29 protein-coding genes are annotated in these 26,248 nt (G+C 64.8%); 22 read left to right on the forward strand and 7 right to left on the reverse strand.

Features of this window, described 5'->3' with window-relative positions; all coding sequences use genetic code 11:
- Nucleotides 1-37 precede the first annotated feature (37 nt).
- The 4 genes from AC3FLX_RS17795 to AC3FLX_RS17810 all read right to left on the reverse strand — a co-directional run bounded on the left by AC3FLX_RS17795 (nt 38) and on the right by AC3FLX_RS17810 (nt 4,010).
- Nucleotides 38-1,198, reverse strand: a complete 1,161-nt coding sequence (locus tag AC3FLX_RS17795) for an acyl-CoA dehydrogenase family protein (RefSeq protein ID WP_488698625.1) — start codon at nt 1,196-1,198, stop codon at nt 38-40.
- Nucleotides 1,199-1,213: 15 nt separating this feature from the next.
- Nucleotides 1,214-2,233, reverse strand: coding sequence for a Bug family tripartite tricarboxylate transporter substrate binding protein (locus tag AC3FLX_RS17800; protein ID WP_488698626.1), 1,020 nt, complete (start codon nt 2,231-2,233; stop codon nt 1,214-1,216).
- 88 nt (nt 2,234-2,321) lie between these two features.
- Entirely contained in the window at nt 2,322-2,783 is a 462-nt protein-coding gene (locus AC3FLX_RS17805) for a MaoC family dehydratase (protein WP_488698627.1), read from the reverse strand.
- Between the two features lie 60 nt (nt 2,784-2,843).
- Entirely contained in the window at nt 2,844-4,010 is a 1,167-nt protein-coding gene (locus AC3FLX_RS17810) for a CaiB/BaiF CoA transferase family protein (protein ID WP_488698628.1), read from the reverse strand.
- 110 nt (nt 4,011-4,120) lie between these two features.
- Between AC3FLX_RS17810 and AC3FLX_RS17815 the strand changes: the two genes are divergently transcribed.
- The 20 genes from AC3FLX_RS17815 (at nt 4,121) to AC3FLX_RS17910 (ending at nt 21,092) form a co-directional block, all read left to right on the forward strand.
- Nucleotides 4,121-5,014, forward strand: a complete 894-nt coding sequence (locus AC3FLX_RS17815) for a LysR family transcriptional regulator (protein ID WP_488698705.1) — start codon at nt 4,121-4,123, stop codon at nt 5,012-5,014.
- A gap of 214 nt (nt 5,015-5,228) precedes the next feature.
- Nucleotides 5,229-5,393 carry a periplasmic nitrate reductase, NapE protein gene (napE, locus tag AC3FLX_RS17820; protein WP_488698629.1) on the forward strand — a complete coding sequence of 55 codons (165 nt, stop codon included), beginning with the start codon at nt 5,229-5,231 and terminating at the stop codon, nt 5,391-5,393.
- 94 nt (nt 5,394-5,487) lie between these two features.
- Entirely contained in the window at nt 5,488-5,814 is a 327-nt protein-coding gene (locus AC3FLX_RS17825) for a chaperone NapD (RefSeq protein WP_488698630.1), read from the forward strand.
- Entirely contained in the window at nt 5,795-8,290 is a 2,496-nt protein-coding gene (gene napA / locus AC3FLX_RS17830; RefSeq protein ID WP_488698631.1) for a periplasmic nitrate reductase subunit alpha, read from the forward strand. The genes AC3FLX_RS17825 and napA overlap by 20 nt, the downstream gene beginning before the upstream one ends.
- 23 nt (nt 8,291-8,313) lie before the next feature.
- On the forward strand, nt 8,314-8,847 hold the full coding sequence (locus AC3FLX_RS17835; RefSeq protein WP_488698632.1) for a nitrate reductase cytochrome c-type subunit: 534 nt from the start codon (nt 8,314-8,316) through the stop codon (nt 8,845-8,847).
- 21 nt (nt 8,848-8,868) lie between these two features.
- Complete coding sequence (locus AC3FLX_RS17840) at nt 8,869-9,468, forward strand: NapC/NirT family cytochrome c (protein ID WP_488698633.1); 600 nt, start codon at nt 8,869-8,871, stop codon at nt 9,466-9,468.
- 4 nt (nt 9,469-9,472) lie between these two features.
- Nucleotides 9,473-10,114: a cytochrome c biogenesis heme-transporting ATPase CcmA gene (gene ccmA, locus AC3FLX_RS17845; RefSeq protein WP_488698634.1), complete on the forward strand. Its 642-nt coding sequence runs from the start codon at nt 9,473-9,475 to the stop codon at nt 10,112-10,114.
- Nucleotides 10,111-10,788, forward strand: coding sequence for a heme exporter protein CcmB (gene ccmB / locus AC3FLX_RS17850; protein WP_488698635.1), 678 nt, complete (start codon nt 10,111-10,113; stop codon nt 10,786-10,788). Before ccmA ends, ccmB begins: the two co-directional genes overlap by 4 nt.
- 4 nt (nt 10,789-10,792) lie before the next feature.
- Entirely contained in the window at nt 10,793-11,563 is a 771-nt protein-coding gene (gene ccmC, locus AC3FLX_RS17855) for a heme ABC transporter permease CcmC (RefSeq protein ID WP_488698636.1), read from the forward strand.
- Complete coding sequence (gene ccmD, locus AC3FLX_RS17860) at nt 11,560-11,694, forward strand: heme exporter protein CcmD (protein WP_488698637.1); 135 nt, start codon at nt 11,560-11,562, stop codon at nt 11,692-11,694. Before ccmC ends, ccmD begins: the two co-directional genes overlap by 4 nt.
- Entirely contained in the window at nt 11,694-12,149 is a 456-nt protein-coding gene (gene ccmE / locus AC3FLX_RS17865; RefSeq protein ID WP_488698706.1) for a cytochrome c maturation protein CcmE, read from the forward strand. The genes ccmD and ccmE overlap by 1 nt, the downstream gene beginning before the upstream one ends.
- Nucleotides 12,146-14,143: a heme lyase CcmF/NrfE family subunit gene (locus AC3FLX_RS17870; protein ID WP_488698638.1), complete on the forward strand. Its 1,998-nt coding sequence runs from the start codon at nt 12,146-12,148 to the stop codon at nt 14,141-14,143. The genes ccmE and AC3FLX_RS17870 overlap by 4 nt, the downstream gene beginning before the upstream one ends.
- On the forward strand, nt 14,140-14,682 hold the full coding sequence (locus tag AC3FLX_RS17875; protein ID WP_488698639.1) for a DsbE family thiol:disulfide interchange protein: 543 nt from the start codon (nt 14,140-14,142) through the stop codon (nt 14,680-14,682). The genes AC3FLX_RS17870 and AC3FLX_RS17875 overlap by 4 nt, the downstream gene beginning before the upstream one ends.
- Entirely contained in the window at nt 14,675-15,730 is a 1,056-nt protein-coding gene (locus tag AC3FLX_RS17880; RefSeq protein ID WP_488698640.1) for a cytochrome c-type biogenesis protein CcmH, read from the forward strand. The genes AC3FLX_RS17875 and AC3FLX_RS17880 overlap by 8 nt, the downstream gene beginning before the upstream one ends.
- Before the next feature lie 224 nt (nt 15,731-15,954).
- Complete coding sequence (locus AC3FLX_RS17885) at nt 15,955-16,374, forward strand: LysR family transcriptional regulator (RefSeq protein WP_488698641.1); 420 nt, start codon at nt 15,955-15,957, stop codon at nt 16,372-16,374.
- Nucleotides 16,375-16,442: 68 nt separating this feature from the next.
- Complete coding sequence (locus AC3FLX_RS17890; RefSeq protein ID WP_488698642.1) at nt 16,443-17,504, forward strand: AI-2E family transporter; 1,062 nt, start codon at nt 16,443-16,445, stop codon at nt 17,502-17,504.
- A 24-nt stretch (nt 17,505-17,528) separates the two neighbouring features.
- Nucleotides 17,529-18,443, forward strand: coding sequence for a LysR family transcriptional regulator (locus tag AC3FLX_RS17895; protein WP_488698643.1), 915 nt, complete (start codon nt 17,529-17,531; stop codon nt 18,441-18,443).
- Nucleotides 18,444-18,578: 135 nt separating this feature from the next.
- A complete protein-coding gene (locus AC3FLX_RS17900) occupies nt 18,579-19,190 on the forward strand; it encodes a glutathione S-transferase family protein (RefSeq protein WP_488698644.1) in 612 nt (203 codons plus the stop codon).
- 69 nt (nt 19,191-19,259) lie between these two features.
- Nucleotides 19,260-20,240, forward strand: coding sequence for a flavin-nucleotide-binding protein (locus tag AC3FLX_RS17905; protein ID WP_488698645.1), 981 nt, complete (start codon nt 19,260-19,262; stop codon nt 20,238-20,240).
- Nucleotides 20,241-20,369: 129 nt separating this feature from the next.
- Nucleotides 20,370-21,092, forward strand: a complete 723-nt coding sequence (locus tag AC3FLX_RS17910) for an MgtC/SapB family protein (protein ID WP_488698646.1) — start codon at nt 20,370-20,372, stop codon at nt 21,090-21,092.
- Nucleotides 21,093-21,152: 60 nt separating this feature from the next.
- Here the strand turns inward: AC3FLX_RS17910 and AC3FLX_RS17915 are convergent, their stop codons facing one another.
- Genes AC3FLX_RS17915 through AC3FLX_RS17925 form a run of 3 tightly spaced genes read right to left on the reverse strand, consistent with a single transcriptional unit; the run spans nt 21,153 to nt 24,518 of the window.
- Nucleotides 21,153-21,662, reverse strand: a complete 510-nt coding sequence (locus tag AC3FLX_RS17915; RefSeq protein WP_488698647.1) for a GAF domain-containing protein — start codon at nt 21,660-21,662, stop codon at nt 21,153-21,155.
- A 2-nt stretch (nt 21,663-21,664) separates the two neighbouring features.
- Nucleotides 21,665-22,642: a Bug family tripartite tricarboxylate transporter substrate binding protein gene (locus tag AC3FLX_RS17920; protein ID WP_488698707.1), complete on the reverse strand. Its 978-nt coding sequence runs from the start codon at nt 22,640-22,642 to the stop codon at nt 21,665-21,667.
- Nucleotides 22,643-22,688: 46 nt separating this feature from the next.
- A complete protein-coding gene (locus AC3FLX_RS17925; protein ID WP_488698648.1) occupies nt 22,689-24,518 on the reverse strand; it encodes a gamma-glutamyltransferase family protein in 1,830 nt (609 codons plus the stop codon).
- A gap of 139 nt (nt 24,519-24,657) precedes the next feature.
- On the opposite strand from AC3FLX_RS17925, the gene AC3FLX_RS17930 reads away from it, so the two are divergent.
- Both AC3FLX_RS17930 and AC3FLX_RS17935 read left to right on the forward strand, forming a co-directional pair.
- Entirely contained in the window at nt 24,658-25,599 is a 942-nt protein-coding gene (locus tag AC3FLX_RS17930; protein WP_488698649.1) for a LysR substrate-binding domain-containing protein, read from the forward strand.
- Nucleotides 25,600-25,819: 220 nt separating this feature from the next.
- A complete protein-coding gene (locus AC3FLX_RS17935; RefSeq protein ID WP_488698650.1) occupies nt 25,820-26,137 on the forward strand; it encodes a YnfA family protein in 318 nt (105 codons plus the stop codon).
- The last annotated feature ends 111 nt before the right edge of the window (nt 26,138-26,248 follow it).

A 26,248-nucleotide genomic window follows, 5' to 3' on the forward strand; every position in this document is an offset into this window, starting at 1 on the left:
GCCCTGTCTCCGTTCAGCGATTCGGCGTATCGGCGCTTCAGCGCAAGCCCAGACCGCGCGCGATCATTCCGCGCAGGATCTCGCGCGTGCCGCCGCGCAGCGAATAGGTTGGCGATATCTGACTGACATAGGCCGCCGTGCGGTACAGGTCAGCATTGCACGCAAGCTCCGGGGCATCACCCAACGCCGCTTCCGCAAGCGCGCCAATGGACTGTTCCAGTTCCGTTCCAAGATCCTTGACCAGCGCCGCCTCCACCAGCGGGCTATCTCCGGCGGCCAGCCTGGCCGTTACCGCCAGCGACATGGCACGCAATGCCGCAAGGCGGCCGATGATCCGGCCGACCGTCGCGGTATCGCGCCGCGCCGCCGGCAAGTCGCGCAGGGCCGAGGTCCATGCATCGAGCAGTACCACGCTCGAATACAGCCGTTCCGGACCGCTGCGCTCGAACGCCAGCTCCGCGTTGACCTGCTCCCAGCCGGCGCCTTCTTGCCCGACCAGCGCGTCCGCCGGCAAGTGCACATCGTCGAAGCTGACTTCCGAAAAATGCGCATCGCCCGCTAGATCACGAATCGGACGCACCGTTACGCCCGGCAGCGAAAGATCGACGATGACCTGCGACAACCCCTTCTGCCGGTCACCGGCCTCGCCCGACGTGCGCACCAAAGCGAGCATGAAATGACAGCGGTCGGCATTGGTCGTCCAGATCTTGCGGCCATTGAGCCGCCATCCGCCGTCCGGCAGCGGCACCGCGCGCGTGGCAACGCTGGCCAGGTCCGACCCGGAGTTGGGTTCGCTCATACCGATGCAGAAAAACGCCTCGCCGCCACAGATGCGCGGCAAATAGAAGGCCCGCTGGGAATCACTGCCATAGCGCAGGATCAGCGGCCCGCTCTGGCGGTCCGCAATCCAGTGTGCCGACACAGGCGCGCCGCACGCCAGCAGTTCTTCCACCAGCACAAAGCGCGAGAACGCATCGAGTCCTGCCCCGCCATACTGGGCGGGCAGTGTGATGCCGACCCATCCGCGCCGTGCCAGCGCGCGACTGAAGTCCGCATCGAACCCCATCCACGAGCGCGCCCGGACGTCCGGCGGCGACGCCGGCAAATGCTGCCGCAGGAAAGCCTTGACCTGCTGCCGGAATGCGGCCGCCTCAGCCGGCAGCGCGGTCAGTGTGAACGTGCCAAACAGCGAATGCAATGTCGACTCCTTCGATCAATCCAGGGTCACGCCCGAGTCCTTGACCACTTTCTGCCAGCGGTCGATTTCCTGCGCCATGTACTTTGCATAGGCGTCGGGGCTGGAGCCTCGTGCTTCGGCACCCTGCGCGGCAAGACTGGCACGCACGTCGGGCGACGCCAGCGCCTTGAGCGCGGCCGCATTGAGCCGCCGCACGATGTCCGGGGACGTCCTGGCGGGCACCATCATGCCCTGCCACGCCCCGACCTCGAATCCCTGCATGCCGGACTCCGCCAGCGTCGGCACATCAGGCAACTGCGCATTGCGCGCGGCACTGGTCACGGCCAGCGCCTTCATGCGCTTGTCGCGGATGAACGGCAGCGAGGAATTGATCGTGTCGGTCATGAACTGCACCTGTCCGCTGGCCAGATCGGTCAGGGCCGGCGCGCTGCCTTTGTAGGGCGCGTGTACCGCGTCCAGTCCATTGGCCTGCAGGAACAGAAACGCCGCCAGATGCGTGACGTTGCCGTTGCCGGCCGACCCGTACGTCATCTTGCCGGGATGCGACTTGAGCCAGGCGACGAACTCGGGCACGGTGTTGGCCGGCACCTGTGCATTGACTTCCAGCACCAGCGGCACGTTCGCGGTCATAGCCACCGGCAGCAGATCCCGCTTCACGTCGTACGGCAGCTTCTTGTATAGAGCCTGGCTGAGCGCGATCGACGACGTGTTGTACAGCACCGTGTAGCCATCGGCCGGCGCCTTGGCGACGATCTCGTTGCCGATATTGCCATTGGCACCGGGACGGTTATCCACCAGTACCTGCTGCCCGAGTTCATCGGACATCTTCCTGGCGATGACCCGCGACACGAGATCGGTAGGTCCGCCGGGCGGGAAAGGCACGACCAGGCGGATTGGCCTGTCGGGATATGCAGCGGCCTGCGCGGGGCGCGGCAGCGCCGTCACGGCCAATGCGCACCCCATCAGCGCCAACAGCCATTTGCGGCGCGACGGAACATTGAAGCAATGCCTGGCATATCTGCTCTGTGTTGGCATCTTTGTCTCCTCCGGTAAAAACCGTGTCCTGCCTGCCCTTTTGTCACAGCTTCGCAGGGGCAGGCGCCTTGATCGCCGCTACCGGCAGTCAGGCATCGCGCCCGGCCAGCAGCCGCCGCGCGGTGTACGTCATGACCTGTTCGTGGCGCTGGTTGAACACCTCGATCGACGAATCGACCACGGCCCGTCCGCTCTTGGACGTGGGACGAATGCCGGTCACGGTGATGCGCGCGTGGATCGTGTCACCGACCAGCACCGGCCCGTGGATCTTTTGCGTCAACTCCAGCATGGCCAGGCCCGTGCCCTGGATCATCGTCTGCAGGATGAAACCCTCGATCAGCGCATATGTCAGCGCCGCCGGCACCGGACGGCCCTTGATGGCACCGCCCGCGTAACCCTCTTCGATGAAGATGGCTTCGAGCATGCCCGTCACCGAAATGAAGTTGACCAGATCGGTCTCGGTGACCGTACGGCGGAAGGTCTCGAAAACCTGTCCCTCACGGATGTCCTGCCAGTGGTAGCCCTGCCCCAGGCGTTGTGGTTGCGTCATGCACGTCTCCTTTGTTTTCAAGCCTCGTCGGCGAGGCTCGTTATCGGTCTCTCGTCGGGATCAGTCGAGCGCGGCGATCTCGTCGTCGCTGAGCCCGATGCCGCCCAGCACTTCGCGCGTATGTTCGCCCAGCCGTGGCGGCACGCTGGCGTGGCCGCGTTCGCCGTCGAAGCGAACGGGCGCGCCAGGAAAGCGCAGCGTGCCCATCGCCGGGTCCTCGACCTGATCGAAGAAGCCCGTGGCACGCAGGTGCGGATCGTCGACCAGCTCGTCCAGGTCGTTGACGCGCGCCACCGGGATCTGCAGCGTTTCACAAAGCTCCAGCCAGTCGGCGGTACTCCGCTCGCGCACCAGCTCCCCGGTGATTTCGTAAAGCGTTTCGATATGGCGGGTGCGTGCGGCAATGTCGCCGAAACGTGGATCGCTGGCCAGGTCGTCGCGGCCCGCTGCGCGGAAGAAGTCGCGCCAGTGCGCATCGGTGTACGGCATCATGCAGACATAGCCATCGGCGGTCTGGTATGGGCGGCGCAATGGCGCCAGCACGCGCGGATAACCAGCCTGGGCGCGCGGCGGCTCGAAGTGCTGGCCGTAAAGATGCTCCACCAGATTGAAGGCGACCATCGACTCGAACATCGGCACTTCGACCAGTCCGCCCTTGCCGCCGTTGCGGGCGCGCCCGGCCAACGCGGCCGAGATCGACAGCGCCGCCACGAGTCCGCTGGTCTTGTCCGCCGAGATCGTCGGGAAGTAACGCACGGTGCCGGTCTGCGCGGCCATCAGCGCGGCATTGCCGCAGAGGCCCTGGATGATGTCGTCGTAGGCGGGCCGTCCGCCATAGGGGCCGTCTTCCGCGAATCCGAGCAGGCTTACGTAGACCAGTTGCGGATGCCGCGCCATGACGCTGGCGGGATCGAGGTCGAGCTTGCCCAGCTTTTGCGGCCGCATGCTGTGCAGGAACACATCGGCAGTGTCCAGCAAGCGGTGCAGCGCGGCCTGCGCGGCGGGCTGCTTGAGGTTCAGCACCACGCTCTTCTTGCTGCGGTTCACCCCCAGGAAGATGGCGGACATGCCGTCTTCGGTTGCTGGACCGGTGCGGCGCGTGGAGTCGCCCTCGGGCGTTTCCACCTTGATGACTTCGGCACCCAGATCGGCCAGCCACTGGCTGGCATAGGGGCCCATCACGACCGTGGACAGGTCGATGACACGGATACCGGACAGGGGCAGCATCGCGGTGTCTCCTTCGATTTTCGTGAATCCGACAGGGACACAGCGTAGCCCACGCCAGTGGTTGCGTCTAATATTAGATATTTAGGAACCGATATCCATTGAATATCACTATGGACCTGCGCCAGCTACAGCAGTTTGTCGTGCTCGCCGAAACCGGCAACTTCCACCGCGCCGCCGAGGAGCTCCATATGGCGCAACCACCGCTATCGATTTCGATCCGCAAGCTGGAGGCATCGCTGGGGACACCGTTGTTCGTGCGCACCACACGCGGTGTGCGTCTAACCCAGGCCGGTGAGGCGGCACTTAACGACGCGCGGCGCGCACTATTCCACGCCGGGCAGGCGCGTGCCGCAGCGCAGTCCGCCGCACATGGCGAACGCGGCGCGCTGCGAATCGGCTTTGTCGGCTCCGCGACCTATGCGCTGTTGCCGCGCCTGATCCCCGCCTTCCGCAGCGAGCATCCCGGCATTGAGCTGATCCTGCACGAATCGACCTCGGCATCGATCCTCGAACGAATCGAACGTGGCCAGTTGGATGCGGGACTGGTGCGATTTCCGATCCTCGACAGCGGCCCATTCCAGTTGCTGCCACTGGAATCCGACACTTTCATGGCTGCGGTTCCCGCCGAAAGTCCTTATGCCGCGCATGACAGCATCGCGCTGAAGACGCTGGCCAACGAACCGTTCATCATGCATCCCGGCGCCGACGTGCCGAACCTGCGCGCCGTGGCCATGCTGTTGTGCCAGCAGGCAGGTTTCGTGCCGCGCATCGCTCAGGAGGCCGTGCAGGTGCAAACCATCGTCAGCCTCGTCGAAAGCGGCCTCGGGGTGGCGCTGGTGCCAGGCGTCGCCGCACGATACACCAACCGGCGCGTGCGGTTTCTGAGATTGTCGAGTCCGCGCCCTACCGCGCGCATCGGCATCGCACTTGCCACGCAGCAGGAGGCCGACGACCGCCACGTCCAGCGATTCATCGCCGCTGCGCAGCGGATTGCGCAAGGGTAGGCATCGAATCTATTCAGCACGAGTTCGAAGAGATTTACATCACGACGTGAGGACTCGCCCGCCTAGTGCACGCCTTATCGCTCAGCGCTCGGAAATGCGTCTCTCTGACTTTTCACACGAGTGCCCAACTTGACACTTCGCACAGCCGTTCCTTTAATGAGTAACGCATAACCGGTGTGACGTCTGGAAAGTCAGTGCATAAGCCGAGGGACATATGGATTCGCCGAGCCTTGACGACCCACAGCGCAAAAAGGAAGAGCTGCGCAGCTTCCTGTTTCTGACTGCCGTGATGGTGCCGGTACTGTCCGTCGTTATCGTGGCGGGTTATGGCTTTATCGTCTGGATGAGCCAGCTTATTAGCGGACCACCGTCGCACTGACACTCAATGCGCGGCAGATATACGCAAATTGGCCCAAAGGCCAATTGCGAAAAGAAGGAAAACCTGCAAAAGCAGTCTTATCAGGGGTAATTGCATGCCTGGAAGACCTTCGATCCCCATCCATCCCGCGGCATCGGATGACGAGTGGCATATCGCCGGCATTATGGTGTTTGCCCATCCCGACCACCTCGACCGCGTTCGCCAGACGATAGACGCGATGACCGGCGCCGAGGTCCACGCCATCAGCGATGCGGGCAAGCTCGTCGTCACCGTCGAAGCGCCCAGCTCACAAGCCATCGTGGCCCAGCTCACCTGCCTGCACCAGTTGGAAGGCGTAATTTCCGCCACGCTCGTCTATCAGCACAACGAAGACGCCGCAGCCATGTACGAGGAGCTTTCCGATGTCAGTCACGCGTCGTGATTTCATCAAGCAGACGGCCATCGCGGCAACTGCATCGGTGGCCGGCATTTCGCTGCCCGCCGAATCCGCGAATTTCGTCACGGACAGCGAAGTCACCAAACTGAAATGGTCCAAGGCGCCCTGCCGCTTCTGCGGTACCGGTTGCGGGGTGACGGTCGCGGTACGCGACAACAAGGTGGTGGCCACCCAGGGCGATCCGCAGTGCGAGGTCAACAAGGGCCTGAACTGCGTCAAGGGCTACTTTCTATCGAAGATCATGTACGGCCAGGACCGGCTCACCAAGCCGCTGCTGCGCATGAAGAATGGCAAGTACGACAAAAACGGCGACTTCGTGGCGGTCACCTGGGATCGGGCGTTCGACGAGATGGAGCACCAGTTCAAGCGCGTGCTCAAGGAGAAGGGTCCCACCGCGGTTGGCATGTTCGGGTCCGGACAGTGGACGATCTGGGAAGGCTATGCCGCGTCCAAGCTCATGAAGGCGGGCTTCCGCTCGAACAATATCGATCCTAACGCCCGCCACTGCATGGCGTCGGCCGTGACCGGCTTTATGCGCACATTCGGCATGGACGAGCCGATGGGTTGCTACGACGACTTCGAGAACGCCAATGCCTTCGTGCTCTGGGGTTCGAACATGGCGGAGATGCACCCGATCCTGTGGACGCGCGTCACCGACCGTCGCCTGAGCCACCCCAAGACGCGCGTGGCGGTGCTGTCGACGTTCACGCACCGGTCCTTCGACCTGGCCGACCTGCCCATCATCTTCACGCCACAGACCGATCTGGCGATGCTGAACTACATCGCCAACCACATCATCCAGACCAATCGCGTCAACAAGGACTTCGTCAACAAGCACACGGTCTTCAAGGAAGGCGTGACCGATATCGGCTACGGCCTGCGCCCGGACAATCCGTTGCAGAAAGCGGCCAAGAATGCCGGCAACCCGACCGACGCCAAGCCGATCACGTTCGACGAATTCGCAAAGTTCGTCTCGAAGTACGACGCGAACTATGTGAGCAAGCTCTCCGGCGTACCAAAGGACAAGCTTGAGAAGCTGGCCGAACTCTACGCCGACCCGAACGTCAAGGTCATGTCGCTGTGGACGATGGGTTTCAATCAGCATACGCGTGGCACGTGGGTCAACAACATGGTCTACAACGTGCACCTGCTGACCGGAAAGATCGCCACGCCGGGCAACAGTCCGTTCTCGCTGACCGGCCAGCCTTCGGCCTGCGGCACGGCGCGCGAGGTGGGCACGTTTTCCCACAGGCTGCCGGCCGACATGGTGGTCACCAATCCCAAGCACCGCGAAGAGGCCGAACGCATCTGGAAGCTGCCGGCCGGCACGATCCCGGACAAGCCCGGCTACCACGCGGTGCTGCAGAACCGCATGCTCAAGGACAGCAAGCTCAACGCGTACTGGGTGCAGGTCAACAACAATATGCAGGCCGCCGCCAACATGATGCAGGAGGGCCTGCCTGGCTATCGCAACCCGGACAATTTCATTGTCGTATCCGACGTCTACCCCACGGTGACGGCGCTGTCCGCCGACCTGATTCTGCCCAGCGCCATGTGGGTGGAAAAGGAAGGCGCCTACGGCAATGCCGAGCGCCGCACGCAGTTCTGGCATCAGCTTGTCGATGCCCCCGGCGAGGCACGCTCCGATCTGTGGCAGCTGATGGAGTTCTCCAAGCGCTTCAAGGTGGAAGACGTCTGGCCGGCCGAGCTGATCGCAAAGAAGCCCGAGGTGCGCGGCAAGACGCTGTTCGACGTGCTGTATCACAACGGCAACGTCGACAAGTTCCCTGTCAAGGAAGTCAACACCGAATACCACAACGCCGAGTCCAAAGCGTTCGGCTTCTACGTGCAGAAGGGACTGTTCGAGGAATACGCGACCTTTGGCCGCGGCCACGGGCACGACCTCGCGCCGTTCGATGCCTATCACGAGGCGCGCGGACTGCGCTGGCCCGTGGTCAATGGCAAGGAAACACTGTGGCGCTATCGCGAGGGGAGCGACCCTTATGTGAAGGCCGGCACGGGATTCCAGTTCTACGGTAACCCCGATGGCAAGGCCGTGATTTTCGCCCTGCCCTACGAGCCGCCAGCCGAGTCGCCGGACAAGGAGTATCCGTTCTGGCTGGCCACCGGCCGCGTGCTTGAACACTGGCATTCGGGATCGATGACACGCCGCGTGCCCGAGCTCTACCGGGCCTTCCCCAATGCGGTCTGCTTCATGCATCCGGAAGACGCGAAGGCGATGGGGCTTCGACGCGGGGTGGAAGTCGAAGTGGTGTCGCGGCGCGGACGCATGCGCACGCGGATCGAAACGCGCGGACGCGACACGCCGCCGCGTGGTCTGGTCTTTGTGCCGTGGTTCGACGCCAGCCAGTTGATCAACAAGGTCACACTGGACGCCACTTGCCCGATCTCACTGCAGACCGACTTCAAGAAGTGCGCGGTCAAGATCGTCAAGGTATAAGCAGACGCCATGAAGGAGACGCCATGAAAGCGAGCCGATCCTGGACAGCCTTGCTGGCGTTCAGCGCCTGGATCCTGATAGCGGTGTTCACGCTGCTGGTGCCGCCGGCCGGCGCGCAGGGGCTGGTCGATTCCATGCGCGGCCCCACGCCGGTGGCCGATGAAACGAAAGCGCCGCTGCTGTATCCGACCGAAAACAAGGACATTCGCCGCACGCGCAACTACACGATGCAGCCGCCCACAATTCCGCACAAGATCGACGGGTATCAGCTGGACAAGGATTTCAACCGCTGCATGTTCTGTCACGCCCGCACGCGCACCGAGGAAACCGGTGCCATCCCGGTCAGTATCACGCACTACATGGACCGCGATAACAACGTGCTGGCCGAGGTGTCGCCACGGCGCTACTTCTGTACGCAGTGCCACGTGCCGCAAGCCGATACCAAACCGCTGGTGGGCAACTCCTTCGTCGATGTCGAGACGATGCTCAAGCGCTCCGGTGGCGACAAGGGCGCCAAGGGCGGCAGTGCCAAGGCTGGCGCCACCAGTACAAAATAGCCGGATCGATCGGGGCAAGCGATGACGGGCAGACTCTGGGATCTCATCAAGCGATACTGGCGCACGATCAACCGGCCCAGCACGTATTTCAGCCTGGGCTTCCTGACGGTGGGCGGCTTCATCGCGGGCGTGCTGTTCTGGGGCGCATTCAACACCGCGCTGGAGTTGACCAACACCGAGCAGTTCTGCACGGGTTGCCACGAGATGCGCGACAACGTCTACCAGGAACTGCAGGGCACGATCCACTTCACCAACCGCAGTGGCGTGCGCGCCAAATGCTCGGACTGCCACGTGCCGCACAACTGGACCAGCAAGATGGCGCGCAAGATGCAGGCGTCGAAGGAAGTCTGGGCCAAGATCTTCGGCACCGTGGACACGCGCGAGAAATTCCAGGCACACCGGCTGGAGCTGGCGCAGCATGAATGGGCGCGCTTCAAGGCTAACGACTCGCTGGAATGCCGCAACTGCCACGACTACCAGTCGATGGATTTCACGCGGCAAAGCCCACGCGCGCAGGCCATGCACTCCACTTATCTGGCAAACAAGGAAAAGACCTGCATCGATTGCCATAAGGGCATCGCGCACCGGCTGCCCGATGTTGCCAAGGCCGAGGAGAAGTGACGCCATGACAGGCGCGGCGCTGGAGGCCAGCGAGCTGACCGTCCGGCGCATGGGCCGGGCCATCTTCCGCAATGTGAGCGTGGCGCTGTCGCCTGGCGGCCTGCTGCAGGTCATCGGGCCGAACGGCGCCGGCAAGAGCAGCCTGCTGCGCGTGCTGTGCAGCCTGCTGCAACCGGCCGAAGGCCGCCTGACATGGCACGGTCGTCCGGTGCGTACCGGCGACGCCAAGTACCTGGCCAACCTGGCTTATATCGGCCACACCAACGGCATCGATGCCGATCTCAGTGCCGCCGAGAATCTGCACTTCGCCGCGCACATGGCTGGCCTGCGGACCGACGATAAGGCGTTGCGGATGGCGCTGGGCCGGTTGGGGCTGGACGCCGTCGCCGACACTCCGGTGCGCGCGCTATCGCAAGGCCAGCGCCGACGCGTTTCCCTGGCCCGCCTGGCCCTGGCACCACGCGAGCTATGGCTGCTGGACGAGCCGCTGACTTCGCTCGATGGCAATGCCTGCGACCGGTTCCGCGCCCTGCTCGATGCGCACCTGTCTGCCGGCGGCATGGCGATCATCGCCACCCACCAGTTATTGCAAGCAGCACCGGGCGATGTGCTGGACCTTTGCGCTTGCGGCGCGCGGCCATCATGAGCGGCGCAATGGAAGTGATGGGTTATGTGATCGCACACGATCTGTCGATCGCGTGGCGGCGGCGCAGCAGCCTGCTGGCCAGCGTGGTGTTCTTCGTCATCGTGTCGAGCCTGTTCCCGCTGGCCATCGGCCCTGATCCCCAGCAGTTGCGTGCGCTGGCGCCCGGCATTCTCTGGGTGGCGGCGCTGCTCGCCTCGATGCTGTCGCTGTCGCGGCTGTTCGCGCAGGAATACGCCGACGGCAGCCTGGATCAACTGTTGCTGTCGCCCCATCCACTGGCGCTGCTGGTGCTGGGCAAGATCTGCGCGCACTGGTTGACCAGCGGCCTGCCGCTGCTGGTGCTGACACCGCTGCTGGCACAGCAATACAGCCTGCCCGGTGGCGCCACGCTGCTGTTATCCGCATCGCTGCTGGTCGGCACACCAGCGCTGAGCCTGATCGGCGCGGTGGGTGCCGCGTTGACGCTGGGCGTGCGTGGCGGTGCGGTGATGCTGTGCATCCTCGTATTGCCGTTGTCGATCCCGGTGCTGGTCTTTGGCGCCAGTGCGGGCGCGGCCGCCGATGCCGGACTCGATGTGGCCGCGCATTTTTCGCTGCTGGGCGCCTGCCTGGCGTTATCGCTGCTGCTTTGCCCGCTGGCCGCCGCGGCGGGCCTGCGCATTGCGATGGAGTGAACCGATGACACGCGAGGTATCGCTGCCCGACGCATCCACCCACGCGGCAACGGCCGCGCGTGCGCGCTGGACGCGGTTTGCCGCGCCGGTCCGGTTCTATCCGCTGGCCGGCAGGCTGGCACCCTGGTTTTTTGTCCTGGCCGCCATATGGCTGGCCGTTGGCCTGTGGCTGGGTTTCGTCGTGGCGCCCACCGACGCACAGCAGGGCGAGGTCTATCGCATCATCTTCATTCACGTGCCGGCCGCGTGGATGTCAATGTTCATCTATCTCGTGATGGCCGTGTACTGCGCGCTGGCACTGGTGCTCCGCACGCGGCTGTCTTCGATGATGGCCTCGGCGCTGGCGCCCACGGGTGCGATGTTCACCTTCCTGGCGCTATGGACCGGAGCGCTCTGGGGCAAGCCCACGTGGGGCACCTGGTGGGTCTGGGACGCGCGGCTGACGTCCGAGCTGATCCTGCTATTTCTCTATCTCGGCTTTATTGCGCTGGAATCCGCCATCGACGAACCGCGCCGTGCCGAACGTGCCTGTGCCGTGCTGGCGGTGGTCGGCGTGGTCAACCTGCCCGTCATCTATTTCTCGGTGCAGTGGTGGAACACGCTGCATCAGGGCGCATCGGTCAGCCTGACGGCGGCACCGACAATGGCCGCCACGATGCTGGCCGGCATGCTGGCGATGACGCTGGCCTGCTGGATGTACACGATTGCCGTGGTGCTGGTGCGCGTGCGCTGCATCCTGCGCGAGCGTGGAGAAGTCACGGAGCTTGCACCATGAGCGGGCACGTGGCGTACCTCGCTGGCGCCTTTGGTATGGCATTCGCGGCCATCGCGGTGGAACTGCTCCTGCTTGCCAGGCGCCGCCGCCAACGCGGCGCGCTGGCGGAGGACGAGGACACCAGGCCATGATGACATCGCGCCAGCGCCGCCTCGGACTGCTGATTGCCGCCCTGGTCTGCGGCGGCGTGGCGCTTGCGCTCGTGCTGAACGCCTTCCGCTCGAACCTGGTGTTCTTCTTCAGTCCGAGCCAGATCGCCGCGCATGAGGCACCCACGGCCCGCGCATTCCGCCTGGGTGGGCTGGTGGAACCAGGCTCGGTACGCCGCGAGAGCGAAAGCCTGACGATCCGCTTCGTCGTGACCGACACGCGCCACAACGTACCGGTGATCTATCGCGGCCTGCTGCCGGACCTGTTCCGCGAAGGCAAGGGCGTGGTGGCGCGCGGCATGCTCGACGCCAACGGCACATTCGTGGCCAGCGAAGTGCTTGCCAAGCACGATGAGAACTACATGCCGCCGGAGGCCGCCGAAGCACTCAAGCGCGCCGCCAATGACGGCACCCCCGATGCGAAGGCGCAACGATGACGGTCGAACTGGGTCACTTCGCGTTGATCTGCGCACTGCTCGCCGCGCTGGTACAAGCCGTGCTGCCACTGGCGGGCGCACCGCGAGGGTTCCTGCCGTGGATCGCTCTGGCAAGGCCGGCGGCGGTGATCCAGTGGCTGCTGGTCATGGCCGCGTACCTGGCGCTGACGTTCGCGTTCGTCGACAACGATTTCAGCGTGCGCTACGTGGCCGCCAATTCCAATAGCGCCCTGCCGTTGATCTACCGCCTGGCCGCCGTGTGGGGTGGGCACGAAGGATCGATGCTGTTGTGGACGCTGATGCTGGCCTGCTGGTCGCTGGCCGTCGCGCTGTTCAGCCGGCGCCTGCCGCAGGCATTCGTGGCCCGCGTGCTGGGCGTGATGGGCGCCATCAGCAGCGGCCTGCTGCTGTTCCTGCTATTCGCGTCCAATCCCTTCATCCGTCTGCTGCCGCGCGCGATGGAGGGGCGCGACCTGAATCCGCTGCTGCAGGACCCCGGCATGGTGTTCCATCCGCCGTTCCTTTACATGGGGTACGTGGGATTTGCCGTGGCGTTCGCGTTCGCGCTGGCGGCACTGCTCGAAGGACGTCTCGACGCGGCCTGGGCACGCTGGTCACGGCCGTGGACGACGCTGGCGTGGGTATTCCTGACAGTGGGCATCGCGCTGGGCAGCATGTGGGCTTACTACGAACTTGGCTGGGGCGGCTGGTGGTTCTGGGACCCCGTGGAAAACGCCTCGTTCATGCCGTGGCTGGCCGGCACCGCGCTGATCCACTCGCTCGCCGTCACCGAGAAGCGCGGCGCGTTCCGGGCATGGACGGCGTTGCTGGCCATCTTCACGTTTTCGCTGAGCCTGCTGGGTACGTTCCTTGTGCGGTCAGGCGTGCTGACATCGGTGCACGCATTCGCCGTGGATCCGCGACGTGGCATCTTCATCCTGACGCTGCTGGCACTGGTCACCGGCGTGGCGCTTGCCATCTTTGCGTGGCGCGCGCCGCAGCTCAAGCGCGGCACCGCCTTTGGCCTGGCCTCCCGCGAAGCGTTCCTGCTGGCCAACAACGTGCTGCTTGCCGTGGCAGCATCGGCCGTGCTGCTTGGCACGCTTTATCCATTGCTGCTTGATGTGCTGGGTCTAGGCAAGGTCTCGGTGGGACCGGCCTATTTCGAGCAGGTGTTCGTCCCGCTGATGGCACCTGCCGTGCTCTTGATGGGTGCCGCACCGCTCGCGCGCTGGCGTCGTGGCGAACTGCCGCCAGTCACAAGACGGCTGCGCTGGGCAGCCGTGGCGAGCCTGCTGCTTGGCATCGGCCTGCTGCTGGCCTTGCGCAACCGGTCCGCGCTGACCGGGCTGGGCCTGACGCTCGCCGTCTGGTGTTTCGCCAGCGGGCTGGCCAGCCTTGCCGACCGGATCAGACACCGGCGCGGCTGGCTCACGGCGTTGCGGCAGTTGCCGGCCGGCTACTGCGGCATGCTGCTGGCCCATGCCGGTGTGGGCGTGTTCATCGCCGGCGTAACGCTCGTCACCAGTCAGGAGACGTTGCGCGAATTGCCGATGCGGCCCGGCGACACGGTTAGGGTGGACGGCTACGAGTTCCGGTTCGATGGGGTGCTGCCCGCCACGGGACCCAACTACGAAGCGCTGCGCGCGGTCATGACCGTGCAACGGCACGGCAGGCATGTCACGACGCTGGCGACGGAACGGCGCATCTATCGCAGCCAGGACATGCCGACCACCGAAGCCGCCATCGACACCGGCTTCACGCGCGATCTCTATGTGGCCGTCGGCGAAGCGGCAGGCGAGAAGACGTGGGCGGTACGCATCTACGTCAAGCCATTCGTGAAGTGGATCTGGGCGGGCTGCGCGCTGATGGCGCTGGGAGGCATCTTCGCCGCGGCCGATCGCCGCTATCGCGTGCGGCAGCAGGCGGTGCAGCGCCACGCGCTGCCGGTCGCGCCCCTGCCGCTCGCTGAAAAAGGCCAGGGGCAATCATGACTCGCTATCTGCTGCCGCTGGCCCTGTTCATTGGCGTCCTCATCGCGCTTGGCGCGGGCCTGCGGCACGATCCACGCGAACTGCCCTCCGCGCTGGTGGGCAAGCCGGCGCCTGCATTCGCGCTGCCCGTGCTCGATGCAAAGGGACCGTCGCAAACGATGCAGGCATCCGAGCTTCGGGGCAAGGTCTGGATTCTCAACGTCTGGGCATCGTGGTGCGCGGCCTGCCGTACCGAGCATCCGCTGCTGGTGGAATTCGCGGAAAGGTCGCCGGTACCGGTCTATGGCCTCAACTACAAGGACTCCACGCCGGCTGCACTGGCCTGGCTGCGGCAGATGGGTAACCCCTACAAGCAATCGCTGGTCGATGCCGATGGCCGGGTCGGTATCGACTTCGGCGTCTATGGCGTGCCGGAAACCTACATCATCGACGCCCAGGGCGTGGTGCGATACCGGCAGGTCGGCCCTGTCACGCGCGAGGTACTGGAGCGCCAGATCCAGCCGCTGCTGAAGCAACTAGGTGGGGACGGCCATGCCTAGACACATCTTGCGCATCCTGCTGACACTGACGACCGTGCTGGCTTTCCATGCGATCGCTGCCGGAGACCAGGATGCCGGCCTCGATGCGCGCGTCCACGCGCTGGCCCAGCAACTTCGATGCATGGTGTGCCAGAACCAGACGCTGGCCGATTCGAATGCACCGCTGGCGGTTGATCTGCGCGGGCAGATCCGCGCGCAGATGATGCAAGGCGCCAGTGATACGGCCATCAAGGAATATCTCGTGCAGCGCTATGGGGACTTCGTGCTCTACGACCCGCCGTTCAAGCCCGCAACCTGGGCGCTGTGGCTGGGACCGTTCGCGTTGCTGGCGGGCGTCGTGTTCATGCTTTGGCGGCGCAAGCGGAGCCTGGTGCCCGCAGCCCCCCTTGCGCATGCCGAGGACGCACCCAGGCCGGTCAATGCGCCGGCACAAGCGGCCCGCCCGCGCGCCCGGTGGACAACCGCTGTGCTGTGCCTCACCCTGCCGCCCGCGGCGGCGGCACTGTACCTGCACCTTGGCAACCCATCGGCGGTCTTGCAGCAGTCCGATGCTCACAGCTTTTCCGGAGACAACCACGCGCCCGAGATCGCCCAGATCGAAAACATGGTCGATCAATTGGCCCGCCGTCTGCAAACCAACCCGGCCGATGCGACGGGCTGGACCATGCTCGCGCGCTCTTATACGGTACTGGAGCGGTTCGACGACGCCGCGGCCGCCTATGCGCGCGCCATCGCGCTGGCCCCCGATGTGGCATCGCTGCATTCCGACTATGCCGATGTGCTGGCGAGCCTTGACGATGGATCGCTCGAAGGCCGGGCCATGACCGAGATTCGTGCGGCGCTGGCCCAGGACCCCGAGGACCCGAAGGGCTTGGCCCTCGCGGCAAGCGCCGCCGCCCAGCGTGGCGATGTGGCGCAGGCGGTGGATTACTGGCAGCGGCTCTACCGGCTGCTGCCGCCGGATTCGCAGACGGCCACTCGTATCGCAGCGAATATCGCGGCAGCGCAGAACGCCGACAAGACCGCACCATCGACGTCTTCGCGCTGAGCCGGCTACCGTCCCGGCACCGGCCATCGTCATGCCCGGAAAATGCGCACTTGCAGCGGCCCGCGCTTGCCACACTTTTCACACACCCGTTTCGCTCAAGACACGATTCACTTTTGCGCCTGCCGCAAACGCGTCGTTCTTTGTCTGTCGACAAGCGTTTGAGTATTGATTGCCCGCACAATGCGGGCAATTTTGTGACAGCAACAGCGAGGCAAATACGGGATATGGAACGACCCGAGCCGCAGTCCGGCATGACGGGGAGTGCTTCTGGTCATAGGCGCCTCGCCATCGCCTTGCCCGTCCGCTCCCCCGAAGAAAGCCGCGCCGCGCCGCAGACTCGTCATGTCAGCACCACGCACCTGCGCCGCTTCGTCATGCTGATGCAATACGAATCGGCGGTGGCGGCCGAGCGGCACACGGGTGTCAAGGCGGCATCCATCCACTATGCAGTGCACCGGCTCGAAGACCGGCTGGGCACGGTGCTCTTCACGCGCTCGGCATCGTCCATCGTGCCAACGGCGGCGGCGGAGCGCCTGTTCCCCTGTGCCATCCGCCTGCTCTCGATGTGGGACAGGCTGGTGGAGCAATACGCAGCGCAATCGCTCCAGCCCATCGCACCCCGGATGAAAGCGGCGAGTGGTTAGCTATCTGGCGGGGTTACCCAGTCATCCATCGTAGAATGGCCGTGTTTCGCGATCTGAGGAATCGACTCATGGCCGAACCCGCCGGTCTGCATCACAAGACTTTCCTGTTGTTGCTGGCGATGGTCACCATCGCATTCTTCTGGATATTGCTGCCCTTCTATGGCGCCGTGTTCTGGGGCGCCGTACTGGCCATCATCTTTGCGCCGTTGCAACGGCGGCTGGTGAACACCTTGCGGGGACGGTCCAACCTGGCGGCATTGCTGACGCTGCTACTGGTTCTGTTGCTGGTGATTCTGCCGGTCACCCTGATCACGATGTCGCTGATCCAGGAAGGGGTGAACCTATACGACAGCATCCGCTCCGGCCGCATCAATTTCGGGCATTACTTCCAGTCCGCCGCCGACGCGCTGCCGCCTTTCGTGCGCGACATGCTGGCGCGCGCGGACCTGGCGAGCGTTTCCGATGTCAAGGACAAGCTCAGCTCCAGCGCGCTGGCAGCCAGCCAGCTACTGGCCACGCGCGCGCTGAGCATCGGCCAGAACACGGCCCAGTTCATGATTGGCTTCGGCATCATGCTCTACCTGCTGTTCTTCCTCTTGCGCGACGGGCCTGAGCTGACACGGCGTCTGCGCCTTGCGGTACCGCTGAGCGCGGCGCACAAGCAGCACCTGATCCAGAAGTTCACCACGGTCGTGCGTGCGACGGTCAAGGGCAATATCGCCGTGGCAGTCGTGCAAGGCGTGCTGGGCGGCGGCATCTTTGCCGTGCTCGGCATTCAGGGGGCGCTGCTGTGGGGCGTGGTCATGGCCTTCCTGTCGCTGCTGCCCGCCGTAGGTGCCGGACTGATCTGGTCGCCGGTCGCCGTCTACTTCCTGCTGACCGGCTCGGTACTCAAGGGCTGCGTACTGATCGGCTTCGGCGTCCTGGTGATCGGGCTGGTCGACAACGTGCTGCGCCCGATCCTGGTCGGTAAGGACACGCAGATGCCCGACTATGTCGTACTGATTTCCACGCTGGGCGGGATGGCGCTCTTCGGGCTGAACGGCTTTGTCATCGGTCCGCTGATCGCCGCGCTGTTCATCGCCTGCTGGGACCTGAACAGCAGCGAAGACCCTGCCGACCTTCACTGACGCCAAATCCGGGAGACCTGTTACGTGGACAGATTGCAGGCGATGAAGACCTATGTGGCCGTGGTGGAATGCGGCGGCTTCACGCCGGCCGCCCGCAAGCTCGACGCATCGCTGAGCGTGGTCAGCCGGATCGTGACCGATTTGGAAACGCACCTTGGCGTGCGCCTGCTCACGCGCACCACTCGAGTGGTGCGGCCAACGGCGACCGGCACCGCTTATTACGAAAACTGCCGCCGCATCCTGGCGGAGATCGACGAGGCCGAGCTGGCCGCGACGGGTACGCACGAGGCGCCGCGTGGCCGGCTGTCGATTACCGCATCGGTGTTGTTCGGGCGGCGCTTTGTGACCCCGGTCGTCGTCGAGTATCTGCACCGCTATCCGGAGGTGGACGTCGACTGCCTGTTTATCGACCGCGTCGTCAACTTCATCGATGAAGGGATCGATGTCGGTGTACGCATCGGCGAGCTACCCAGTTCGTCGCTACAGGCCATTCCGGTCGGCCATGTCCGGCGTGTGGTCTGCGCGGCACCCTCCTATCTGGCGCAACACGGCGAGCCGGCATCGCCCGACGCGCTTGCAAAGCATGCGGTGATCCAGACCACCGGCATTTCCACCGCGCCCGAATGGCGCTTCATGCACGGCGGCGAGCCGATGCCGGTGCGCCTGACACCGCGCATGGCGACCACCACCAACGATTCGGCGATCTCGGCGGCCGTGGCCGGTTTTGGCCTGGCGCGCGTGCTGTCGTATCAGGTTGCCGACGAATTGCGCGACGGCCGGTTGCAGATTGTGCTGACTGACTACGAACCGGCGCCGCTGCCGATCCACATCATCCACCGCGAAGGCCGCCACGCCATGCACAAGGTGCGCGCATTTATCGACCTGGCCGTGGACACCTTGCGCAGTCATACCTCCCTGAACGGCCCCGGACCCGTCTAATCCGCCCTATTCTCCTGGAATTCACAAGAGTTCCTTCGTGCTGGTGCCGTTTTTCCGCGGATGATGGCGGTCTATAGTCGTTTCGAACGCGGCGTTTGCGTCGAATGCCGCAACAATCGACCAAGGACCTCCATCATGAAACTCTACGGGCACCCGCTCTCCGGCCACTCGCATCGCGCCTGGCTCTTTCTATCGCTGCTGGGACAACCCGCTGAATGGATCGATGTCGACCTGCTGGCACGTGCCCAAAAGACGCCCGAATTCCTGGCCATGAACCCGTTCGGGCAGGTGCCGGTGCTGGTGGACGGTGACACGGTGATCAGTGACTCGAATGCGATTCTGGTCTACCTGAGCAAGAAGCTGGGCCGCACGGACTGGCTGCCCGAAGCGCCAGCGGAAGCCGCCGCGGTACAGCGCTGGCTGTCGGTAGCGGCCGGAGATCTGGCATTCGGCCCGGCGCGGGCGCGTGTGATCACCGTATTCAAGGCCCCATTCGACAGCAAGGATGCAATCGACCGCGCGCACGTCGTGCTCAAGCGCATCGACGAGGCACTTGCGGGACGCCAATGGATTGCCGCCGACCATCCGACGATTGCCGATGTGGCGCTCTACAGCTACACCGCGCGCGCACCGGAAGGCTTTGTCGATCTCAAGGACTACCCCAACGTGCGCCAGTGGCTGGCCCGTGTGGAAGCGCTGCCCGGCTTTGCCCCGTTCCAGCAAACCGCCGCCGGGCTGGCCGCCTGACTGGCAATCCGCCAGCCCACGACCGCAAGCCGCGAACCATCGGACTCACTTCAGGATATGGAGCCTGCCATGACCATGCACCCGGTTTCCAACGCTGAAATCCTGCCCGGCACGCCTTGGCACACGGGCGAGCGCCTGCTGCAGGCCACCATCGGCGTGGATGCACGCCTGGCCGAAGTGGGTCCGCGCGTGGTACGTGACTACATGCCGGACCAGCATCGCGATTTCTTTGCCATGCTGCCGTCGATCGTGATCGGCACGGTGGCGCCCGATGGCCGCCCCTGGGCCACGGTGCGCGCTGGCCACCCGGGTTTTCTGCATTCGCCCGATCCGCGCCAGCTCGACGTAACCCTGGTGCGCGATGCCAGCGACCCTGCCGATCCCGGCATGGAAGACGGCAACGCTATCGGGCTGCTCGGCATCCAGCCGGCCACCCGGCGCCGCAACCGCATGAACGGCGTCATCCACCGCGCCGATGCGCAGCATTTTCATGTGGCGGTGGGACAGAGCTTTGGCAATTGCCCGCAGTACATCCAGAAGCGCGAACCGGTGATGACGCGCGATCCATCCAGACCGGGCGAGGTCGCGCCCGAAGTGCTGGACGCGCTCGACACCCGCGCGCGTGCGCTGATCAGCCATGCGGATTCATTCTTCGTGGCAACGTATGTGGACTTGCCCGACGGACAACGCCAGGTGGATGTCTCGCACCGCGGCGGCAAGCCCGGCTTTGTGCGCGTGGATGACGACGGCGGTCTGACGATTCCGGACTTCGCGGGCAACACGTTCTTCAACACGCTGGGCAACATGATGGTCAACCCGGTGGCCGGCCTGGTATTCGTGAGCTACGCCACGGGCGACCTGCTGCAACTGAGCGGGCGCACGGAAGTGCTGACCGACTCGCCGGACATCGCCCGCTTCGACGGTGCCCAGCGGCTGTGGCGCTTTATCCCGGAAGTGGCCATACGGCGCGACTCTGCCTTGCCGCTGCGCTGGGACATCGATCCGGACGGCGCATCGCCGCAAGCGTTGGCGACGGGTAGCTGGCGCTGAGGCGTTCCTGCGGGGCATTTTCTCCGGGGCTTTTTGGGATTGTTTTCGGGGCAGCAAGCGGAATTTGCAGGAAGCGGCGGGCACCTGTGCCACAATCGCGCCAGTTTTTGGCCCGACCGGATGCTGCCCATGTCCCTGGAAGCCCTGCAGAACATCAATCCACAATCGCTGCTCGATACCGCGATCAGCCTGGCCGCCGCCTTCATCCTGGGCGGCATGATCGGCTTTGAGCGCCAGTATCGCCAGCGCACCGCCGGCCTGCGCACCAATGTGCTGGTGGCCTTGGGCGCGGCGATCTTCGTCGATCTGGCCAACCATATTGCCGGCCATGATGGCGCGGTACGCGTGATTGCCTATGTGGTATCGGGCATCGGCTTCCTGGGCGCGGGCGTGATCATGCGCGAGGAAGGCAATGTGCGCGGTCTTAATACCGCCGCCACGCTCTGGTGTTCGGCGGCGGTAGGCGCCTGCGCGGGCGCCGACATGATCGCCGAAGCCGCCATTGGCGCGCTGTTCATCCTGGCGGCCAATACGCTGCTGCGCCCGGTGGCGAACCGCATCAACCGCCAGCCGCTGGACACCACGGCCGTGGAAGTCACGCATACCGTGCACGTGATTACCGCGCGCGACTACCAGAAGACCGCGATGCGCCTGCTGGAAGAAGCGCTGGAGTCCGCCCAGTATCCGACCAGCGATCTGGAGGTGCGTGCGTTCGGCGAGCAGGAAGTGGAGATCGAGGCGGCGCTTGCGGCCACGTCAGTCGACGGCGATGTGCTCGACCAGATCGTGGCCCGCCTGGGCGGCACCAGCGTGGTGACCCAGGCGTTCTGGAGTGCGAGCACGACGGAGTAAGGCGGCGTCACCCGGTGGGGGTGCGCCCCGCTCCCGGCACTGCAGGAGTGGGGCAAGCCATCAATCCTTGATGGAATCCTTCACGGCGCCCACCGCGAACTGCCCCAGCAGACGCAGCGCGGTGATGTCTTCCGCCGTCCACGTCTCTACGCCGGCAAGGTAGTTGAACGTACCGATCACCTTGCCGCCGTGGCACAGCGGCACATTGACCACACCGTTCAGGCCCAGCCCTCGGATCGTGACGATGTCGTCGAAGACGGCGGTCAGCGCAGCGTCGCCCTCGCCCACGAAGACCTCGCCGCGCTCCAGCAACTGGCGCGTCCACGTGGTATCGCCCTTGACCTTCTTGCCGCCGGGCGGATACGCGGCAGGGTCCGACGACCAGAGCCGGCGGATCTCGCGGCTTGGCGCGTGCCATGCGTTGATTGTCAGCAAACCCGGCCCGACGATATCGAGCGTGGCCTGACCTATCGCATCCATGACAGCCTGCGGCGTGGCCGCGTCGCGCAGGCGGTCGAACAGCGGATGCAGATGCGTCTGCCAGTGGCCCAGCGTATCGACGCTATCCATCGTCACTCTCCGTGGATGCCCAGGTCCTTGATCAGCTTGCCGTAGCGATCCGCGTCGCGGCGCAGGATCTTGCCGAATTCCTGCGGCGTCGACGTCGACGTTTCCACGCCAATCGAATCCATCTTGGCCTTGACCTCGGGCAGCGACATCACGCGGTTGATTTCCTTGTTCAGCTTGGCCACCAGATCCGCGGGCATGTTCTTGGGACCGAACGCGCCGTACCACACCGACAGTTCATACCCGGGAATCGTCTCGCCCACGGTCGGCACGTTGGGCAGCAGCGGCGAGCGCTTGGCCTCGGTCACGGCCAGCAGCTTCAGCTTGCCGGCCTTCACGTGCGGCAGCGTCTGCGTGCCAGCCGAGAACAGCAACTGGGTCTGGCCCGCAACCGTATCGACCACGGCCGGCGCACCGCCCTTATAAGGTACGTGCAGCATCTGGATGCCGGCCATCTTCTCGAACAGCACCGCGCTCAGGTGATTGGTGGAGCCGGGGCCGGCGCTGGCGTACGCCAGCTTGCCGGGATTGGCCTTGGCATAGGCGATCAGTTCCTTGACGTTGTTGGCCGGCACGGACGGATTCACCACCATCGTGTTGGTCACGTAGGCCAGCAGGCCCAGCGGCGTGAAATCTTCAACGCCCTTGAACGGCATGTTGGCCATCAGCGCCGGGTTCATCGCGTGCGTGCTCATCGAGCCAATCAGCAGCGTGTAGCCATCGGGCTGGGCACGCGCCACCATCGCCGAGCCGATGTTGCCGGACGCGCCCGGCTTGTTATCGACGATCACGGGCTGGCCAAGCGACTTCGTCAAATGCTCGGACAGCACGCGCGCCAGGATGTCGGTGGAACCGCCGGCGGCCCAGGGCACGATCAGCGTGACGGGCTTGGTCGGATAGGCGTCGGCCGCCACGGCATGGCCGGCGAACGACATGGCCAATGCGGCGGCACCGCACAGCAGGCTTTTGAATACGGACCTCATCATGCAACTCCCCTTCTGTCTTCAGGACTATCTAATGTGATCGGGCTCAGCGGCCCACTGCGTAACCCTGCATGCCACGCGCATTGGCGCCGGCGCGCAATACCAGCCGGCCACGGGCGTCGCGTTCGCGGGTGCAGGCCGACATGCGGCCTTCGGACCAGTCTTCGCCCACGCGAACTTCGTGCCCGCGTGCGCGCAGCGCTTCAATGGTGGCAGCCGGGAAGCGCGATTCGATGGTGATGCGGTTCAGCGTGGTCTGGCGCGGCCAGAACGATTGCGGGAAATGATCGATATGCCAGGCCGGCGCATCGATGGCCTCCTGCAGATTCATGCCATGCACCGCGTGGCGCATGAAGAAGGCCAGCGACCATTGGTCCTGCTGGTCGCCGCCGGGGGTGCCAAAGACCATGTACGGCTCGCCATCGCGCAGGCACAGCGACGGCGACAACGTGGTACACGGCCGCTTGCCCGGTGCCAGCGTATTGGGCAGGCCCGGCTCCAGCCACGTCATCTGCAGGCGCGTGTTCAGCGCAAAGCCCAGCGAAGGAATGGTCGGGCTCGACGACAGCCAGCCGCCGGACGGCGTGGCCGCCACCATATTGCCGTGGCGGTCGATCACATCGATATGGCAGGTGTCGCCGACGAATACTTCACGCTCGGCCCATTCACTGACGGGCGGCAGCGCGGCAAACGTCGGCTCGCCGATGCCGAAGCGCGTATCGGCCGCGGCCAGCGTGCGATCGGCCGCGGTCAGGTCGGGCATGCGCGGCGCGACGCCCTTGAGCGTGCCGGGTTGCATCGTGAGCGCCGCGGTGTCGCCGATCAGGGCGGCACGCGAGGCCAGGTAGTGCGGATTCAGCAGCGCGCACAGGTGGCTGTCTTCGAACAGCGGATCGCCGTACCACGCCGCGCGGTCGGCCATCGCGAGCTTGGCGGCCTCGGCAATCTTGTGCACGAATTCGGGCGATGTCGGGGCATGGGCTTCCAGACCCGCATTGCGCAGCATGCCGAGCTGCTGCAGGAATACCGGACCCTGGCTCCAGATATCGCACTTGGCCACCGAGTAGCGGCCGAAGTCGAGCGAGACCGGCGCTTCCACGATGGGCTTCCAGTTGGCCATGTCGTCATAGCGCAGCAGGCCCGTGTGCTTTTCGCCCGTGGTGTCGCGCACGGGCGTGTTGCGGCAATACTCGTCGATGGCCTCGGCCACGAAGCCGCGATACCAGCAGTGCATCGCCGCGTCGATCTGGCCTTCGCGGCTGTTGCTCTTGGCCACGGCGGTCTCGACGATGCGCGTATAGGTATCGGCCAGCACCGGCAGCGTGTGCAGCGCGCCGGGGCGGGGTACCTTGCCATCGGGCAGCCAGGTGTCGGCCGAGCTGTGCCATTCGTCACGGAACAGCGACTGCACGGCCAGGATGGCCTGCGAGATGCGCGGCACCAGCGGGAAGCCGTTGCGCGCATAGCCGATGGCTGGCGCCAGCACATCGGCCAGCGACCACGTACCGTGATCGCGCAGCATGGTCAGCCACGCGCCGAAAGCACCGGGCACCGTAGCCGGCATCAGGCCGATGCCGGGCATCATCTCCATGCCCTGCTTGCGCAGCGCTTCCGGATCGGCCAGCGCCGGTGCGGGGCCTTGCCCGCAAACCGAGCGCACGGCACGGTCTTTTTCGCTCCAGAACAGGATCGGCACTTCGCCGCCAGGCCCGTTCAGATGAGGCTCCACCACTTGCAGCACAAAGCCCGCCGCGACCGCCGCATCGAATGCATTGCCGCCACGCTCCAGCACGCCCATCGCGGTTTGCGTGGCCAGCCAGTGGGTGGACGCGGCAACGCCAAAGGTGCCGACGATCTCGGGGCGTGTCGTGAACATGTGGAAATGACTCCTCTTGCATGCATTTACGTTGTGATCCGAGTATAGGCAGATGGAATAACTGCCAAGATCGAATTTCTTATCGTTGTATTACCATTCGGTTATATCGATTCAAGCCGCCCTGCCTACCGCCCCGCCCATGCCGATTGCCACCGACAAGCTGCTGCACCAGATCGTGTCGCGCCTGCGCCTGCGCCATTTGCCGCTGCTGCTGGCGCTGGAACGACAGCGTTCCGTGTCGCGTGTGGCGGCGGAGATGAACCTGTCCCAGCCAGCCGTGACCAAGGCGCTGCGCGAGATCGAGGACATCTTCATGACGCCGCTGTTCACCCGTACGCGCAATGGTCTGGAACCCACCGCCACGGGCGCCGCCGTGCTGAGCCATGCGCGCATGACGCTGGCCGACGCCGAGGCACTGGGCCGGCAGTTGGCCGTGATCGAGGCCGGCAAGCGCGGACGGCTGCGGCTTGGCGTGATCCCCTATACGGCGCGCGCCGTGCTCGATGCCGCGCTGGCCTATGGCCTCGACCAGTCCCCGCGAGTCTCGGTGCTGGTACGCGAAGGCACCACCGACGAACTGGTCAGCGCGCTGCGGCTGCACGAACTTGATTGCGTGATTGCACGATCGTTCTACCTGGCGGGCGAAGACATCGTGCAGCAGCCGCTGTACCGGGAAGAGCCGGTGCTCGTGGTACCTTCGCGGGCCAAGGCGCGCTTGTCGCGCGGCGGACTCGACTGGAAGCGGCTGGCCGAACTCGACTGGATCCTGCCGCCGCCGCATACGCCGGTACGCCGCACGATCAATACGATGTTCGCGGTGGCGGGCGTGGCACCGCCACTGCCGATCGTCGAAACCTATTCCATCAAGCCGATGGCCACGCTGCTGCGCAGCCAGCCCGACACGATCACGATCGTGCCGCGCGCCGTGGCGGCGGAACTGATGGAACTGGGCGATGCGGCAACGCTGCCGTTTTCATTGAGCTGGGACTTGCCGCCCGTGGGCGTCATGTGGCGGCGCGAGACCGAAGAGAATGAACTGGTGATGCCGCTGGTGGCCGCGCTGAAGGCGGCGGTGGTATAGGGGCGCCGGCCCTCTCCCCCAACCCCTCTCCCACAAGTGGGAGAGGGGAGCAAACCGGTAGGGATGGATGTCCAGTGGCCCTGAATATTTCCCTCGGTGTTCTCCCCTCTCCCGCCTGCGGGAGAGGGGCGGGGGAGAGGGCATTGAGCTTCTGCTTGCCACCAATCGAAATTTCGATCGCAAGCCATCAATCAACCAAAGAACAAACAATCAACCAAGCATGAAGACAGTAGCGCTCTACTTCCTCACCGCCCTGGCCGAAATCCTCGGCTGCTATTTGCCCTACCTCTGGCTGCGCCAGAACGCCAGCCCCTGGGTCCTGGTCCCCGGCGCCGCATCGCTGGCCGTCTTTGCCTGGCTGCTGACGCTCCACCCCGACGCCTCGGGGCGCGTCTATGCCGCCTACGGCGGTATCTATATAGCAGTGGCCATCGCCTGGCTCTGGCTGGTGGACGGCGTGCGGCCCAGCGTCTGGGATATGACAGGTGTCACAATCGCGGTCGCCGGCATGGCCGTGATCGTGTTTCAACCGCGCTAAAGACAGAATTAAAGGCGTTTTAAGCGCCACTTTGGCTGACAAATAGCGTCACTTTGTGCTTCCTGAGCCCTACCCTCCTATGGTGGGGTGACAGGATTTGGCAGATACATC

The sequence above is a fragment of the Cupriavidus sp. 291-E7 genome (genome assembly GCF_057798835.1).